Origin of the sequence: Leptolyngbya sp. AN02str (assembly GCF_050565595.1) — a bacterium.
Classification (GTDB): Bacteria; Cyanobacteriota; Cyanobacteriia; order Elainellales; family Elainellaceae; genus Kaiparowitsia.
In genome coordinates this window covers 1-15,640 of the sequence record NZ_JBNXVR010000010.1, presented here as the reverse complement: position 1 = coordinate 15,640, position 15,640 = coordinate 1, and the positions used below count along the sequence as shown (strand labels likewise).

The window sequence follows — 15,640 nt, the reverse complement described above, 5'->3', positions numbered from 1 at the left end:
AGTTACTGCTGCACCCTTATTGCTGCACCCACTGTTGAACCTTATCGGGATGGGTGGGAATGGCGGCTGTGAGCACCTCGCAGCCTGTTTCGGTGATGAGTACGTCATCTTCAATGCGAATGCCGCGCACGTCGGCAAATTGGCTGAGGCGATCCCAATCCACGATGTCTTGGTAGGTGTGGCACCGTGCTGGATCGTTTAATAGAGCAGGCACCTGATAGAAGCCGGGTTCGATGGTGACTACCATGCCGGGACGCAGCGGCCGATCGAGGCGCAAATAGCCCAGTCCAAAGCGATCGCTCCGGGTTCTGCCAGTTTCATAGCCAGCAAGATCGCCCAAATCTTCCATGTCGTGTACATCCAGGCCCAGCAGGTGCCCGACTCCATGGGGAAAAAACAGTGCATGGGCATCCATGTCTACTAATTCTTTGGGATCGCCACGCAAAATACCGAGGCCAACCAGACCTTGAGCGATCGCCTCTGCTGCTGCCAGATGGAGATCCCGATACTCGACGCCGGGGCCAGCTAGTGCAATGCAGCGATCGTGTGCTGTTAGAACGACTTCATAGATATCGCGCTGGGTGGAAGAGAATTTGCCTGAAATTGGCCAAGTGCGCGTTACATCCGAGGCCCAACTGCGGGAGGACTCTGCTCCTGCATCGGCCAGGAGCAAGTCGCCTCGCTGGAGGGCGTGGTGATAGTGGCTGTTGTGCAGCACTTCGCCATGAATGGTGACAATGCTGCTGTAGGCTGGGGGCACGTTATGAGCCAGCATCACCTGTTCGATTGCCGCTCGGATATCGGACTCGTGGTTGGCTTTGCGAGTGGCAGCCATGCCCGCTTGGTGAGCCTCGGTGGTGATGGCGATCGCGGCTCGCAGTTCTGCCAGCGCCCACTCGTCATGGCAGAGCCGCAACTCTACAATTGCCTGAGCCAGCGGAAGGTCGATGCCCTGAGGTTGGTTTGCAGGCGCGATCGCCCGATTGAGAATAGAGGATTGGTGCGATCGCTCAGCCTCATTGACAAGGCCCACCGTTGCAGCATCGCCTGCCTTTTCGGACAACGCAGCCAGGGGAAATGCATCATCAGCTCCAATCTCGACTGCAACCTGTTGGCGAGTGGGCATCAACCCATGCCACAGAATATCCGCAGGCGTTGGGTCATCCATGAATAGCGTGAGACGACCATCTTCAAGGCGAATCGCTGCATGTTCTATGGCGAGGCCCGCGAAGTAAAGAAAGTGGCTGCTGGCACGAAAGGGATACGCATTTGCCCGAAAGTTGCGCGACGGACTGCTGCCCGCCCACAAAACCGCAGGCCCAGCCATGTATTCTGCCAATTTTTGTCGCCGTTGCCGCAGCACTTCTCTCATGGGCCGTTTCTTCCCTCGTATACATCTCACAGGTTGGGGCCTACCAGTTCCCTCAAGCTAGATTTGGCGTGTTGGGTGTCGCATACGACACGTCAAACCCGTTTGAGTAAGCCCTGTGTTCAAACGCTAACTCAAGATTGGGCAAGGGCTATCGTCTAATGTCTGGGCGTTAGCCCAGGGGCTCCAGTAATTGGGCTTTAGCATTGGGCTCTATTGGCCTCTAAACTAATTTGGGTTTTCACAAATGGGGACAATGGGTTCAGACTGGAGAATGCTGCGCCAGGTTGCAAAAAGCAGCCCACGCAGCGTACAAAAACAGCCTACAGAAACAGCTCTCGCACGCCTTCGCTCCCAATTTGCACGGCAAGGGCCGCCAGCAAAAAGCCCAACAGCTTCGTGGCGATCACGGCTCCTTCTGCCCCAATCCACTGCTCAATGCGGCTGGCCTGCCGCACAATAATCCACGTCACAGCCATGGCCCCCACAATGCCCAGAACCACACTCAGGTGAGCATCGGGTGCGTCCGACATCATCAGCATGACGGTTGACAGCGTACCGGGGCCAGCCAGCAGTGGCAGTGCCAAGGGCGTAATCGCGACATCGCGCTCCTGCTCCACAATGGGCACATCCAGCCCACCCTGCAACATTTCAATGGCGATTAACAATAGTAAGATGCCGCCTGCCACTCGCAGCGCCCCCATGCTGATGTGCAAATAGTGGAGGATTGGATTGCCCAAGAATGCGAACCCCAGCAGAACCGAGGTCGCTACGACCGTGGCGCGATCGACCACTTGATTAATTTTGGCGGGTTCCATGCCTTTGGTTAAGCCAACCACAATGGGTGCGTTGCCCAGGGCATCGGCCAACACAAACACTGCAACAAACGTTTGTACAAACACCGAAATATTCATGGCGTTGCCTATTTCTTGTGGGCCACGGTGCGCCTATCTATCTAAATCTAATAGGACTTATGCACTTCATCCGAACAACCAAGGGGGTGAATGATTTTTTGAGCGCTTAGCGCTCAAAAAATCATTCACCTGCGTAAGTCCTGTCTAAAAGAGATGGATTTTGCTGAGCCGTAGACTGCTCGCCAAATCTCTCTCACCCTACCATTGTGAATCTTGGCTTGTCCTGCTGCTGTTGGATGAGACGCGATCGCTCCAGTTGGGCTGTGGAGTGCGCCACAAGAATCTCGAGTTTTTAGTTATATTCAACATAATCCGGCAGGTGAATGCTGGCCGCGAACTGGATTTCATCCGTATTCCACCATTGTTTTGAAAGGTGCGGCATGGAATTTGCCCAACGAATGCCAAAACTTTATTGAGTCTTTGCGATCTATTTTTGGTTATTTTTACTATTATTAGAGCAGTCGGTTGTCTCCATGGTCGGTTGAGCGTTTGATGCCAATTGCACATATTGCCCGCCGATTTGGTTGTACTGTTCCGACTAAAGCCAACCTCTTGCTGAAATGCGATCGCTTACCTATGACAGATCAGCCACTCATTTTAGATACCAGCGAGTATGGACTGCTCACCGACCTGTATCAGCTCACTATGGCGGCTTGCTACGTCGGTGAAGGTTTAGAGCAACGGCGCGCCAGCTTTGAGGTGTTTTGTCGCAACACGCCCGATGGCTACGGCTATTTGGTGGCGATGGGCCTAGCGCAAGTGGTGGATTATCTGCAGCACTTTTCCTTTGGAGCGGCGCAAATCTCTAGTTTGAAGGCATCTGGAATTTTTGACCATGCTCCGGATGCGTTTTGGTCTTTGCTGGCCGAGGCTCGCTTTACGGGAGATGTATGGGCGGTGCCTGAAGGAACTGTGGTGTTTCCCAATGAGCCACTGCTGCGAATTGAAGCTCCGCTGTGGCAGGCGCAAATTATCGAAACCTATGCACTGAACGCGCTGAACTATCAAACCCTGATTGCCACTCGCGCTGCACGGCTGCGCGATTTGACCGGCCCCAAAGCCGCATTACTAGAATTTGGGACTCGTCGCGCCTTTAGCCCGCAAGGCTCGATGTGGGCGGCCCGGGCGGCGATCGCCGGAGGCTTAGATGCCACCTCCAATGTGTTGGCCGCTATGAAGCTGGGACGCAAGCCCAGCGGCACCATGGCCCACGCGCTGGTCATGGCTCTGAGTGCCCTAGAAGGTAGCGAACAGCAGGCATTCACCTCATTTCATCGCTATTTCCCCAAGGCTCCCTTGCTGATTGATACCTTCGATTCGGTGGCTGCCGCGCGATCGCTGGCCCAGCGGATTCAGGCTGGAGAACTGGAGCTAGATGGGGTTCGTCTGGATTCCGGCGATTTGGTTGAGTTGTCTAAAGAGGTGCGATCGCTCCTCCCTGGTGTGCCCATCATCGTCAGCGGCGACCTGAACGAAGCGAAAGTGAAAGCCTTGATTGACGCAGGAGCCTGCATCGACGGCTACGGTTTTGGCACCAAGCTGGTCACTGGGGCACCCGTTAACGGTGTGTACAAGCTCGTAGAAATTGACGGCATTCCCACCATGAAAGCCTCCAGCGGTAAATCCACCTACCCAGGCCGCAAGCAAATCTTCCGATCCTTTGCTCCTGATGGCACCTTTGAGGGCGATCGCCTTGGCCTCATGACCGAAGATCCAGCCAATGCCACGCCCTTGCTTGAACTCATCATGCAAGATGGCCAACTCCTCACTCCCCCAGAATCGCTAGACGCGATCGCCCAACGCACCGCCGCCAACGTTCACCAACTGCCTGCCAATTTACGCGCGATCGCCAACCCCCCCACCTACTTCCCCACCATCTCTACTGCTCTCCAAACCCTCACCGACCAAACCCTCCACCGCATCCACAAAACCCCCTAATGATTCTGGATTTTGGGTTTTAGATTTTGGTTGTATTCCGATTCTCGACTCTCTCGCCTAACCCCTAGCCCCTAACTCCTAACCCCTCTCTCCCATGCACATCGCTCTTTTTGGAACTAGCGCCGACCCTCCCACTCTGGCTCACCAGCAAATTTTGGTGTGGCTGTCTTATCACTACGATCAAGTAGCTGTTTGGGCTTCCGACAATCCGTTTAAGTCGCATCAGACGCCGTTGCAGCATCGGACGAACATGTTGCAGCTCTTGATTGATGAGATCGATCCACCTCGGCAAACGATCCAACTGCATCCTGAGTTGAGCAGCCCTAGAGCCCTCATCACCGTGGAACGGGCGCGCGATCGCTGGCCCGATGCCGAGCTGACTTATATCATTGGTTCCGACCTGGTGGCACAACTGCCGCGTTGGTATTGCGTTGAAGAGTTACTGCAACAGGTTAAGCTTTTGGTTGTTCCTCGCCCAGGCTACGTCCTCGATGATGCGGACTTGGGCGAACTGCGGGAGCTTGGGGCAACCGTGGCGATCGCCGACTTTACAGGGTTGCCTGTTTCTTCTAGTGCCTATCGTGGCGACAAAGATCCCGATCTGATTACGCCCCCGGTTCAAGCCTATATTCATCATCAACACTTGTACGAATGCCAGGACGACGCGCCAAAAAGCTTGATGCCCAGCGGGCACTAGCCGATTTTAAGGTTGGAGTGGACAACGTGATCTTTTCCGTTGATACCGACCTCAATCGGCTGATGGTGCTATTGGTCATGCGTGACAAAGAGCCGTATTTGGGCTATTGGTCGCTGCCGGGCACGTTGGTGCGCGAGGGTGAATCGCTAGAGGATGCGGCCTATCGAGTTCTGTCGGAAAAGATTCGCGCCAACAATTTGTACCTCGAACAGCTCTATACCTTTGGTGGGCCAAATCGTGATCCCCGAGAAGCAAAAATGAGCTATGGCGATCGCTATCTTTCTGTTAGCTACTTTGCCCTATTGCGCTTTGCCGATGCGGAACTCATTGCCGATGGCGTGAGTGGCATTGCCTGGTTTCCCATGAGCCAATTGCCCGAATTAGCCTTCGATCATCACGAGATTTTGCAATACGGCTATCGCCGTTTGCGCAATAAGTTGGAATATAGCCCGATCGCTTTTGATGTGTTGCCCGAGCTATTTACCTTGGGCGATTTGTATCAGCTCTACACCACTGTTTTAGGCGAAAATTTCTCGGATTATTCCAACTTTCGATCGCGCTTACTCAAGCTCGGCTTCTTAGCCGATACGGGTGTAAAAGTATCCCGTGGTGCAGGCCGGCCCGCTGCTCTCTACCGCTTCGATGCCGAAGCCTTCGCCCCACTCAAAGATAAACCACTGGTCTTTATTTAGACAAGAAGATATTGGCTCTTGAGGAAATCCAAATACTTATGTCAGATGACATTGAGTTCGATCGAAAAGATTTAGAAGTTTTCAAGATACCAGACCTGAAAACACGGCTTGATACGCTTCAGCATTATTTCTTTCCTAGGCTAGAAAAGCTTCTAGTAAACACTGTAGAACTAATTCAGCAAATCTATGATGTCAATCCTTATGAAAGAATGAGTTTTCAATACACACCAAGCCATCGGAAGGAAGCTAAGAGCTACAAATACTTTGAATGCGTTTGTGTTGGCTTAGGTGGTAGAAGAAACTACGGCAAAAAACTTAAAATCAAGAAACCTAACGGAGAATTCTACTCAATACATCGAGCATCTCTAAATTTTAGAATAGAACCGAATGGACGTATTTATACTATTCTTCATCTCTGCGGCGGATTAGATGCAGCTGTAAACCAGAGGTTCTTTGAGAACTTTCGGTATTTCATTGATCGTAACTGGCTGTTGCTAAATCGTGTTTTTGAGCTGCACTGCATCACACATGGGTTTCGGTTTGACATGCTTAGCTTTAAGCAATCATTTAGCCCAAAGTATTTGCACTTACAGAGTGATTCTTATATAAATCTGTATTCGCCTCATTTCTATTTTCCAACTGATTTGAATTACGGTTTGCAAGAGTTGCAGCTTGCGTTCATTTGTCTATATCCATTACTTGATGCAAGCCTTGATATAGAAGTAGGCCGTAGACCAAAGCTGTCCAAAATGTTGAAACAGTATCTAAGCTGGTACTTTAATGACAGTTCTCCCTATTTGGCTCAATCAGAAAAAGTTTCAACAGAGTTAATAAGTTTTGATTTGCCTGAATTAGATAGCTACACCTTTGTTCGACCTGGATTGTGGTGGTCTGTTTTAGCGCGTGATAAATGGACATGTATGAGCTGTGGTCGCTCTGCGAAAGATGGAATTACGCTACACGTTGATCATATTCTTCCTCGTTCTTTAGGTGGCTCTAATGATATGGAAAATCTTCAAACTCTCTGTTGGAAATGCAATATTGGGAAAAGTAATAAAGACAGCACGAATTTGAGGATTTAATTGCAGTTACGTCTGATTTTTTGTAGTTCTAACTTCATAACTTTATGAAAATTGCGATCGCCCAACTGAATCCGACAATTGGTGACCTAGCTGGTAATGCGCGGCAAATTTTGGATGCGGCGCAGCAGGCGATCGCCCAAGATGCCGCCTTGTTGCTTACTACGGAGTTGTCGCTGTGTGGGTATCCGCCGCGTGATTTGTTAATGCAGCCAAGTTTTCTAGAAGCAATGGCCGGAACGTTGGAGCAGTTGGCCCGCGACTTGCCGCTCCAGTTGGCTGTATTGGTTGGCACCGTTGTGCCCAACGAAAACGCGGCCATTGCCGGAGGCAAGCCGTTGTTCAACTCCACAGCGTTGTTGCAACACGGGCAGATTCAGCAGTATTTTCACAAGCGGCTGTTGCCTACCTACGATGTATTCGACGAAGACCGCTACTTTGAGCCCGGAACTGAAACCAACTGGTTCTACCTGGGCGATCGCACTACTGGGCTCAAAGTTGGCGTCACCATTTGCGAAGACCTGTGGAATGACGAAGCTTTTTGGGGCAAGCGCACCTATCCCACCAACCCGCTGATTGACCTAGCTGCGCAAGGCGTAGACGTAATTGTGAACCTGTCGGCCTCGCCCTACAGCGTGGGCAAACAGGCCGTGCGCGAGGCGATGCTGCGCCACAGTGCGGCCAATTGCCAGGTGCCCATTCTCTACGCCAATCAAGTGGGCGGCAATGATGATCTGCTCTTTGACGGCAGTAGCTTTGGGCTGAATCGCCAGGGGAACGTGGTGTTTCGCGCCAGGGAATTTGAGTCGGATCTGACGGTGGTGGAGTTTGACAAGGAGTTAGGGGATGTGAAGCCGGGGGCGATCGCCCCCGCCATTACCCAGGATGACGAAGAGATTTGGTGTGCGCTGGTGATGGGCGTGCGCGACTATGTGCGCAAGTGCGGCTTCAGCACGGTGGTGCTGGGTTTGAGCGGGGGCATTGACTCAACTCTGGTGGCGGCGATCGCGGCGGCAGCCATTGGCGCAGAAAACGTGCTGGGCGTGCTTATGCCCTCGCCCTACAGCAGCGATCACTCCATTACCGATGCGCTGGATCTGGCTAAGAATCTGGGCATTCGCACCCACACCGTCCCAATCCAGCCGATGATGGAGGGGTTTGATCAGGGACTGGCTCCCATCTTTGCCGGAACGGAGTTTGGCATTGCCGAGGAGAACTTGCAGTCGCGCATTCGCGGCACGTTGCTGATGGCCATTTCCAACAAATTTGGCCATTTGCTCATTACCACGGGCAACAAGTCCGAAATGGCGGTGGGCTACTGCACGCTGTATGGCGACATGAACGGCGGATTGGGGGCGATCGCCGATGTACCCAAAACCCGCGTCTACTCGCTCTGCCGCTGGCTCAACGAAGCGATGCAGTTTCCAAACTTCGCTCTACCTGATGCATTTTGTCTTCGGGCTGTGGCCACGCCCGTGATTCCGCCCCATGTCATCTCCAAACCGCCCAGCGCCGAGTTAAAACCGGGGCAGGTGGATCAGGATTCGCTGCCCGCTTACGAGATTTTGGATGACATTTTGGAGCGGTTTGTGGAGCGCCACGAATCCTTAGCAGATATCATCGCAGCGGGCCATGATGCGGCCACGGTGGAAAAGGTGGTGCGGCTGGTTACGCGAGCCGAGTTCAAGCGCAAGCAGGCTCCTCCTGGCCTCAAAATTACCGATCGCGCCTTTGGTACCGGGTGGCGTGTGCCCATTGCCAGCCGTTGGTTGCCCACTGTCCGGGTTTAGTTTAGCGGCTGCCCAGCCGGATCTGGCATTAGCGAACTTGCAGCCAGCCAAACAGTTGTTCCAGGGTCAGGGCAAGGGTGGCGGCAAATTCGGGAACGGGGAGGCGATCGCCCAATTCCTCAAAAAAGCTGGGCTGTTGGTTAGACGCATAGACCAGCACGAGTTTCTCGTTGGGGTCGATCAGCCACCCCATCTGGGAGCCGTGGCTGAGGCAATGCAGGATGTTGCTGGTCACTCGCATGACGGATTGATCGGGGCTGAGAATTTCGATCGTCCAGTCGGGTTGGGCGTTGAACTGATTGGCGATCGTGCCGTCTGGGTTGGAAGGAATGCGATCCCAGGTGAAGACGGCAATATCCGGAATGATGGAACGCCCACCAAAGGTACAGCGCAGTTCAGGGAGAGCCAGAGCAATGTGCTCGTCTTCGGTCACAGCGTTGATACGAGCGGTAAGTTTCTGCTGAATCCGGCTGTGCTGTCCCTGAGGCATGGGTTTCTGAATCACTTTTCCATCAATAAATTCGCTGGCTGGCTTCGTTTCTGGCAGCTTTAGGAATTCTTCCAGAGAGATGGGTTTAGATGGTGTTTGAACCATAGCGGTGCTGGATTGCTACACCTCCTATTATGCGAGGCGGGAACTGGCCTGACTACCGATTAGCGAATCCCATTTAGATTTCTTGAAAGCTCAGCTCTAAGATCTTTCGGTTCCCGCATATTTGGGATGTCGGCGTTTGCTATAGTGATGCACTGGGCTGGGTTTGGTGCCTTGCCCTTGAGTTGGCTGTGGCAAAGGTTGAGCAGGTAAAAACCAATAAGTTTGGGTTTGTGGAAGAAGCGCTGGCGCAGCGGCGGCGTGATCATTTGCTGCGGGCAGCGGTGCCCTTTGCGCCAGAAGATGCGGTGCGGGGCTGGCGAGGCGATCGCCCTCTCGTCAACTTCAGTTCCAATGATTATTTGGGCTTGTCGAAGCATCCCAGGGTGATTGCGGCGGCTCAGGAAATGACGATGCGCTACGGCACCAGCGCGTCGGCCTCGCGGCTCATCACGGGAACGCTGCCAATTCACCAAGAGCTAGAAGAACGGCTGGCAGCGGCCTGTGGACAGGAAGCGGCCCTGCTGTTTAACTCGGGATTTCAGGCCAATGCGACGATTTTGCCTGCACTGTTGGATGCGTCGTCGGTGGTGCTGTGCGATCGCCTGGTGCATAACAGTATGGTGCAGGGCATGTTGGCCAGCGGAGCACGGCTCATGCGCTACCAGCACAACGATTTGGAGCATTTGGAACGGTTGCTAGACAAGGCTGCTGGGCAAGGCTATAGCCGGATGCTGATTGCCTCGGAAACCGTGTTTAGCATGGATGGCGATCGCAGCGATGTCTCCGCATTGGTGCAGTTGACCCAAACCTACAACGCCATTTTGTACCTGGACGATGCCCATGCGCTGGGCGTGCTGGGCAAAAATGGCGTGGGCTTGGCGGCCCATCAGCCCGGTGTGGACTTGGTAATTGGCACTTTTGGCAAAGCGTTTGGGGCGTTTGGCGCGTTTGTGGCCTGTTCACGAGCCGTACGCGATTACCTGGTGAACTGCTGTCCCGGTTTTATTTACACCACGGCACTGCCGCCGGGAGTCATTGGGGCGATTTCTGCCGCTCTGGAACTGGTGCCCAGCTTGGATGCGGAACGGCAGCGGTTGCATTTTCAGGCGGAGCAGTTGCGTCAGCACATTCGGCAGCTTGGCTACGATACGCGCGGCTCCAGCTCGCAAATTGTGCCGCTGGTGGTAGGCGACGAGGCGCAAGCGCTGCACTTGTCCCACTGGCTAGAAACACAGGGACTGCTGGCCTCTGCGATTCGACCACCAACAGTGCCGCGCGGTACAGCACGGTTGCGGTTTGCCCTGTCGAGCCAGCACACGGGCGAGCAGCTTCAGGCATTAATGCAGGCAATTGAGGAGTGGCATGGTAGAGCAAGCTAGGGTTGTGGCGTACCACGGCTGGGGATTTGATGCGAGCTGCTGGGCGGGCTGGAAAGGACGGTTTGAAGCGGAAAACATGAGCTTTTCTGCCTTCGATCGCGGCTATTTTGGCCAAGCTTACACGCCGAGTGTAGATGACTTAAGAAGCGAACAGCCGCTGATTGTTCTCGCACACTCTTATGGGCTGCATTTGTGTCCGGCTGAAGTGTTGCAGCGGGCTACGTGGTTAGTGATTTTCAGCAGCTTTCAAGAGTTTCATCCATCGGCAGAACGGGAACAGCGGCGATCGCAGCGGGTGCTAAACCAAATGATCCAACGCTATCAAGAAGATCCCGAAACGGTACTCAACACCTTTCACACAAACTGCGGCAGCCCTCATGTTGAGAATCAGCAGATGAATCGTAGCGATCATGAGTTGCTTCTGCAAGATTTGATGCACATGAATACAAACCATTTGAATTTAGATCCATTTGCGCTCATTCCTCAGATTATGATCCTACATGGCGTGAAGGATGCGATCGTGCCCATCTCTCAAGGCCAAGAGTTATTCAAGCAATGTAATCAATTGACTCATTTTGTCGAACATGAGGAAGCAGGGCACGCACTTCCATTCAGCCATCTTGAGGACTGTTGGAATACGTTTAGCAAAATGCGATCGCTCATTCTAAATTAATCCCACTGTACATTTTCGCTGCATGTGTATTTCAACGATTGCTATTACTGAATCTTCCTATAAAGATCATGTTGCTGATCGCTTTGGTCAGGCAACTGACACATACAGCGGATATGCGATCGTACAGTCCGCAGCAGCCCAAACGTTCAGCTATTTGCTGCAACAATACGCCTCAGATCTTCCTATGGGTGAGATTCTGGAAATTGGCTGCGGCACTGGATTTGTCACCCAGACATTGGTAGAACAGTTTCCCCATCATCCGTTGGAAATTACGGATCTTTCTTTGGAGATGTTGGAATGTTGCCAGCGATCGCTCACCATTCCATCCACACGCTCAGATGCTCTCACGTTTTGTCAATTGGATGGCGAATCGGTAACTGGAGAAGAAACGTATGCAGCGATCGTGAGCGGATTTGTTGTGCAATGGTTTGAGCGTCCAGTCGAGAGTTTACATCGGCTCATTCATGCCTTACAACCCGGTGGCGTGTTGCTGGTTTCTTTCCCCACCGATCAAAGTTTTGGAGAGTGGCAAACAGTCTGTGAGGCGTTAGGACTTCCCTATACTGCCAATGCTTTGCCTAATGCAGAAAGGCTTGCTCAATCTCTCACCAGTAATCAAACATGTTGCCAAATCTATGAGCAAACATTTACCGCAGAATACGAGGGCGCGATCGCCTTCTTTAACAGCTTGAAGCAAATTGGGGCAGGGTTGCAGCGATCGCAACAGCAGCTCACCACAGCCCAGATGCGTCAACTTATTCGTTACTGGAACCGTCAAACATCCAGCCAGATTTCGGTTCAGTACCATGTGGCATTTCTAGTCATTCAAAAGCATTAAATTCTTGTTATTCTGATTCATTCGACTATCATGTCATTTCAATTTCCAGATCAATTCTTTGTCACCGGAACCGACACAAATGTGGGTAAAACTGTCGTGTCGGCCATGCTTACGATTGGGTTAAACGGAACTTACTGGAAGCCTGTGCAGTCCGGTCTGGAGCCCATAACCGATACCGAGTACGTGCGCAGCGTGACGCAGCTAGACGAGTCTCATTTCCTACCGGAGCGCTTCCGCCTTACAGAGCCCTTGTCGCCCCACCTCTCTGCCCGATTGGATGGCGTGGAGATTCATCTATCGGATTTTGAGTTGCCGCATGCTGCGCGATCGCCCCTCATCGTCGAGGGTGCGGGTGGCTTGCTGGTTCCCCTCAACGACAAAGACTTGATCATTGATTTGATCCAAAAGTTTCAGCTACCCGTGTGCTTAGTGTCGCGGACTCAGCTAGGAACCATCAACCACACGCTGCTATCCATCCGGCAGTTGCAGCAGGCCAACATCCCCATTCTGGGTGTGATTATGAACGGGCCGTTGAATGAGGAGAACAAGCGGGCGTTCGCGCACTTTGGCCAGATCCCAATTTTGGGCGAACTGGAGCCGTTGGAAGACATTAATCCTGCTACGCTCAGAAGTGCCTTCGAGCGATTGTTTCCCAAAGCCCCCTAAATCCCCCAATTCTGGGGGACTTCCAAACCGATTCCCCAGAATTGGCAGGAGGACAAATCCTGTGACTTCTTTCTAAACAACTTACGTCAAATGCCATGCAACACATTTGGTATCCCTTCACCCAGGCCAAAACTGCGCCCACGCCGCTCAAAGTGAAATCGGCTCAGGGCGTATGGCTAGAGCTGGAATCGGGCGATCGCATCATGGACTGCATCTCTAGCTGGTGGGTCAACCTGCATGGTCATGCTCATCCCGCAATTGCCGAGGCCATTTACCAACAGGCCAAAACGCTGGAGCACGTCATTTTTGCTGGGTTCACTCACGAGCCAGCAGAGCAGTTGGCAGAACGATTGGTACCGCATTTGCCCGGTCAGTTGCAGCGAGTCTTCTTTTCCGATAACGGCTCCACAGCGGTGGAAGTGGCGCTCAAAATGGCGTACCAGTATTGGCGCAACCAGGGGCAACAGCGCACCACCTTCGTTGCGTTTGAAGGCGCATACCACGGTGATACGGTCGGGGCCATGTCGGTGGGAGCGCGATCGCTCTTTTCGGACGTGTTTGCCGATCTGCTGTTTGCGGTGGAGTACGTGCCGTTCCCCGAAACCCATCGAGATGATGCCGAGGTTGAGGCGAAGGAGCAACACGCCCTGGCCGAACTGAAGCGGGTATTGACCCAAACGGGCGATCGCGTTGCGGCGGTGCTGATCGAACCGTTGGTGCAGGGGGCAGGCGGTATGCGCATGTGTCGGCCCGAATTCTTGCAACAGGTGCAGCAGTTAGCGCGGGATGCGGGTGCGCTGCTGATTTGCGATGAGGTGATGACGGGCTTTGGCCGCACAGGAGAATGGTTCGCCAGCCAACGCGCCAACATCACGCCCGACCTGATTTGCCTGTCGAAGGGGTTGACAGGTGGCTTTTTGCCGATGTCCCTCACGGTCTCTACCGAGGCCATCTATGAGGCGTTCTATAGTGACGACCCGACGCACACCTTTTACCACGGCCACAGCTACACCGCCAATCCGCTGGGGTGTGCTGCCGCGATCGCCTCTCTGGATCTCACCCAACAGGCCGAACCCCAGTTTCGTGGACTCGAAGCCAAACACTGGCAGCATCTCGCGGAGCTACAAGACTTGCCCAACGTCACCAACATCCGCGTGACGGGCACCATCGCTGCCCTGGATATTGTGACCCCAGATGCGCCGGGATACCTGAATCAAGTGTCGCGTGTCATTCGGGAAAAGGCGATCGCCCACGGCCTGTTGCTGCGGCCATTGGGCAATGTGCTGTACCTCATGCCGCCCTACTGCATCACTGATGAGGAACTGTCTCTCGTCTACAGCGGTATTCAGACCATATTGAAAGCTATGATTTGAAGTTGCATCCCCAAGGTTTGGCCCTCATCCCCCAACCCCTTCTCCCAGCCTTGGGAGAAGGGGAGCAAGGTTCAAAGTCCCTCTCCCAACCTTGGGAGAGGGATTTGGGGAGAGGGCTACATAAAGGGGAATGCACCCAGATTCGCATTGCCCATCCACGTCCATTTTGGGATTCACCGCGATCGCCCATTGCCGAAGCGCCATCTGTTCAGCCTGCCGCAATTCAAAATCGCCAATCTAAAATCCAAAATGGAACCCATCACCCGTCCACATCGTTAATTCTCATTAAACCCGTGACCTCACTGCATCCCACTCCGGCTCAACCCATCACTTCGGCCAGTTCGGCACCCACCTGGACGACCGAGGCCATTTTGGAATTGCTGCACCGTCCGCTGTTGGATCTGGTGTATGAGGCGCAAACGGTGCATCGGCAGGCCAATCCGAATGGGAATGTGCAGTTGGCCACACTGATGAGTGTGAAGACGGGTGGCTGTGCCGAAAACTGCGCCTACTGCCCTCAGTCGGCCCATTACGACACGTCGGTTGATCCAGAATTCTCTAGGGTGGATTCGGTGCTGGCCCAGGCGAAGCAGGCCAAAGAGATGGGAGCCAGCCGCTTTTGCATGGGTTGGGCCTGGCGCGAAATTCGAGATGGAGCCGCCTTTGACGCCATGCTGTCGATGGTGGAGGGTGTGCGGGAAATGGGCATGGAAGCCTGCGTCACCGCCGGAATGTTGACCGCTCACCAGGCGCAGCGCTTGGCCAACGCCGGACTCACCGCCTACAACCACAACCTGGATACCAGTCCCGAGTTTTACGATCGCATCATTACCACCCGCACCTATAGCGATCGCCTGCAAACGTTGGAGCATGTGCGACAGGTAGGCATTACCGTCTGCTGCGGCGGCATTATTGGCATGGGCGAAACCTGGCGCGATCGCGCTCGGTTATTGGAAATTCTGGCCAACATGAATCCCCATCCCGAGAGTGTGCCCATCAATGCATTGGTGGCTGTAGAAGGCACCCCCCTGGAAGAGCAAACCCCGATTGATCCGTTTGATCTGGTACGTATGTGCGCCACGGCCCGCATCCTCATGCCCACTGCCCGCGTTCGCCTCAGTGCCGGACGCACCCAACTCAGCCGCGAAGCCCAGGCTCTGTGCTTTATGGCCGGAGCCAACTCTATCTTCTATGGCGAAAAGCTGCTTACCACCGGAAACCCTGATGTGGAGAGCGATCGCCAACTCCTTGCTGACTTGGGCATTCCCACTTCTGCCTAACCATCGCTGCATCACCAGCACCAAATTTTTCAACTTTCGATGGATGAGGTCACATGCAGAACGTAAACCAATACTGGCGACAGCTCACTCCAGAGGAGATTAAAGCTGGAAAACATAGACAATTTATCGGTGGTTTGTGGGAAGAGTTAGGGCAACTTCAATTTGATTTCTTAAAAGAAAACGGTCTTTTACCCGAACACCGTCTTTTAGATATGGGCTGTGGTTCATTAAGAGCTGATTTATGAATGAAATCTTAAGCTCCTAATCTTCGAAGCATCAGCCGCAGTAAGGAGCCATAAATCATCGCTTCACTGACCTCTGAATACACCTCATAATCCTTGCTCAACCGCCTGAACC

Annotated in this window: 14 protein-coding genes and 2 pseudogenes; 12 read left to right on the top strand and 4 right to left on the bottom strand. The window is 53.4% G+C overall.

The features are described 5' to 3' along the window. Nucleotides 1-16 precede the first annotated feature (16 nt). Together ACQ4M4_RS09705 and ACQ4M4_RS09700 are read right to left on the bottom strand one after the other, a co-directional pair. On the bottom strand, nt 17-1,372 hold the full coding sequence (locus ACQ4M4_RS09705; RefSeq protein WP_430684292.1) for an aminopeptidase P family protein: 1,356 nt from the start codon (nt 1,370-1,372) through the stop codon (nt 17-19). Between the two features lie 320 nt (nt 1,373-1,692). Continuing rightward, complete coding sequence (locus tag ACQ4M4_RS09700; protein WP_430684291.1) at nt 1,693-2,283, bottom strand: MarC family protein; 591 nt, start codon at nt 2,281-2,283, stop codon at nt 1,693-1,695. A gap of 492 nt (nt 2,284-2,775) precedes the next feature. Between ACQ4M4_RS09700 and ACQ4M4_RS09695 the strand changes: the two genes are divergently transcribed. The 5 genes from ACQ4M4_RS09695 to ACQ4M4_RS09675 all read left to right on the top strand — a co-directional run bounded on the left by ACQ4M4_RS09695 (nt 2,776) and on the right by ACQ4M4_RS09675 (nt 8,479). Next, nucleotides 2,776-4,221: a nicotinate phosphoribosyltransferase gene (locus ACQ4M4_RS09695; RefSeq protein ID WP_430684290.1), complete on the top strand. Its 1,446-nt coding sequence runs from the start codon at nt 2,776-2,778 to the stop codon at nt 4,219-4,221. Nucleotides 4,222-4,315: 94 nt separating this feature from the next. Then, nucleotides 4,316-4,918: a nicotinate-nucleotide adenylyltransferase gene (locus tag ACQ4M4_RS09690; protein ID WP_430684289.1), complete on the top strand. Its 603-nt coding sequence runs from the start codon at nt 4,316-4,318 to the stop codon at nt 4,916-4,918. Then, nucleotides 4,873-5,610: an NUDIX hydrolase gene (locus tag ACQ4M4_RS09685; RefSeq protein WP_430684288.1), complete on the top strand. Its 738-nt coding sequence runs from the start codon at nt 4,873-4,875 to the stop codon at nt 5,608-5,610. Before ACQ4M4_RS09690 ends, ACQ4M4_RS09685 begins: the two co-directional genes overlap by 46 nt. A 38-nt stretch (nt 5,611-5,648) precedes the next feature. Then, nucleotides 5,649-6,692, top strand: coding sequence for an HNH endonuclease (locus tag ACQ4M4_RS09680; RefSeq protein WP_430684287.1), 1,044 nt, complete (start codon nt 5,649-5,651; stop codon nt 6,690-6,692). A gap of 44 nt (nt 6,693-6,736) precedes the next feature. Next, nucleotides 6,737-8,479 (top strand): NAD+ synthase, encoded by a 1,743-nt coding sequence (locus tag ACQ4M4_RS09675; RefSeq protein ID WP_430684286.1) that lies wholly within the window; start codon nt 6,737-6,739, stop codon nt 8,477-8,479. Between the two features lie 28 nt (nt 8,480-8,507). Here the strand turns inward: ACQ4M4_RS09675 and ACQ4M4_RS09670 are convergent, their stop codons facing one another. Then, nucleotides 8,508-9,074 (bottom strand): Uma2 family endonuclease, encoded by a 567-nt coding sequence (locus ACQ4M4_RS09670; protein WP_430684285.1) that lies wholly within the window; start codon nt 9,072-9,074, stop codon nt 8,508-8,510. Between the two features lie 188 nt (nt 9,075-9,262). Here ACQ4M4_RS09670 and bioF point away from each other — a divergent pair, with 188 nt between their 5' ends. The 7 genes and pseudogenes from bioF (at nt 9,263) to ACQ4M4_RS09635 (ending at nt 15,528) form a co-directional block, all read left to right on the top strand. Beyond that, on the top strand, nt 9,263-10,453 hold the full coding sequence (gene bioF / locus ACQ4M4_RS09665; protein WP_430684284.1) for an 8-amino-7-oxononanoate synthase: 1,191 nt from the start codon (nt 9,263-9,265) through the stop codon (nt 10,451-10,453). Further along, nucleotides 10,437-11,126 (top strand): hypothetical protein, encoded by a 690-nt coding sequence (locus ACQ4M4_RS09660; RefSeq protein ID WP_430684283.1) that lies wholly within the window; start codon nt 10,437-10,439, stop codon nt 11,124-11,126. The genes bioF and ACQ4M4_RS09660 overlap by 17 nt, the downstream gene beginning before the upstream one ends. Nucleotides 11,127-11,148: 22 nt before the next feature. Beyond that, complete coding sequence (locus ACQ4M4_RS09655; protein ID WP_430684282.1) at nt 11,149-11,964, top strand: methyltransferase; 816 nt, start codon at nt 11,149-11,151, stop codon at nt 11,962-11,964. A gap of 30 nt (nt 11,965-11,994) precedes the next feature. After that, entirely contained in the window at nt 11,995-12,630 is a 636-nt protein-coding gene (gene bioD, locus ACQ4M4_RS09650) for a dethiobiotin synthase (protein ID WP_430684281.1), read from the top strand. Between the two features lie 86 nt (nt 12,631-12,716). Continuing rightward, a pseudogene (gene bioA / locus ACQ4M4_RS09645) lies at nt 12,717-14,003 on the top strand (adenosylmethionine--8-amino-7-oxononanoate transaminase); the annotation flags it as partial. Nucleotides 14,004-14,107: 104 nt separating this feature from the next. Then, complete coding sequence (bioB, locus tag ACQ4M4_RS09640) at nt 14,108-15,283, top strand: biotin synthase BioB (protein WP_430684280.1); 1,176 nt, start codon at nt 14,108-14,110, stop codon at nt 15,281-15,283. A gap of 53 nt (nt 15,284-15,336) precedes the next feature. Next, the gene (locus ACQ4M4_RS09635) at nt 15,337-15,528 is read left to right on the top strand and encodes a hypothetical protein (protein ID WP_430684279.1); all 192 of its coding nucleotides are present in this window, start codon (nt 15,337-15,339) and stop codon (nt 15,526-15,528) included. An 8-nt stretch (nt 15,529-15,536) separates the two neighbouring features. Here ACQ4M4_RS09635 and ACQ4M4_RS09630 read toward each other — a convergent pair. After that, a pseudogene (locus ACQ4M4_RS09630) lies at nt 15,537-15,640 on the bottom strand (IS5/IS1182 family transposase); the annotation flags it as partial.

Excerpts from the sequence above, each read along its gene's own strand:
- ACQ4M4_RS09705 (WP_430684292.1), bottom strand. The coding sequence starts at position 1,372 with ATGAGAGAAGTGCTGCGGCAACGGCGACAAAAATTGGCAGAATACATG.
- ACQ4M4_RS09700 (WP_430684291.1), bottom strand. The coding sequence starts at position 2,283 with ATGAATATTTCGGTGTTTGTACAAACGTTTGTTGCAGTGTTTGTGTTG.
- ACQ4M4_RS09695 (WP_430684290.1), top strand. The coding sequence starts at position 2,776 with ATGCCAATTGCACATATTGCCCGCCGATTTGGTTGTACTGTTCCGACT.
- ACQ4M4_RS09690 (WP_430684289.1), top strand. The coding sequence starts at position 4,316 with ATGCACATCGCTCTTTTTGGAACTAGCGCCGACCCTCCCACTCTGGCT.
- ACQ4M4_RS09685 (WP_430684288.1), top strand. The coding sequence starts at position 4,873 with ATGCCAGGACGACGCGCCAAAAAGCTTGATGCCCAGCGGGCACTAGCC.
- ACQ4M4_RS09680 (WP_430684287.1), top strand. The coding sequence starts at position 5,649 with ATGTCAGATGACATTGAGTTCGATCGAAAAGATTTAGAAGTTTTCAAG.
- ACQ4M4_RS09675 (WP_430684286.1), top strand. The coding sequence starts at position 6,737 with ATGAAAATTGCGATCGCCCAACTGAATCCGACAATTGGTGACCTAGCT.
- ACQ4M4_RS09670 (WP_430684285.1), bottom strand. The coding sequence starts at position 9,074 with ATGGTTCAAACACCATCTAAACCCATCTCTCTGGAAGAATTCCTAAAG.
- ACQ4M4_RS09660 (WP_430684283.1), top strand. The coding sequence starts at position 10,437 with ATGGTAGAGCAAGCTAGGGTTGTGGCGTACCACGGCTGGGGATTTGAT.
- ACQ4M4_RS09655 (WP_430684282.1), top strand. The coding sequence starts at position 11,149 with ATGTGTATTTCAACGATTGCTATTACTGAATCTTCCTATAAAGATCAT.
- bioD (WP_430684281.1), top strand. The coding sequence starts at position 11,995 with ATGTCATTTCAATTTCCAGATCAATTCTTTGTCACCGGAACCGACACA.
- ACQ4M4_RS09635 (WP_430684279.1), top strand. The coding sequence starts at position 15,337 with ATGCAGAACGTAAACCAATACTGGCGACAGCTCACTCCAGAGGAGATT.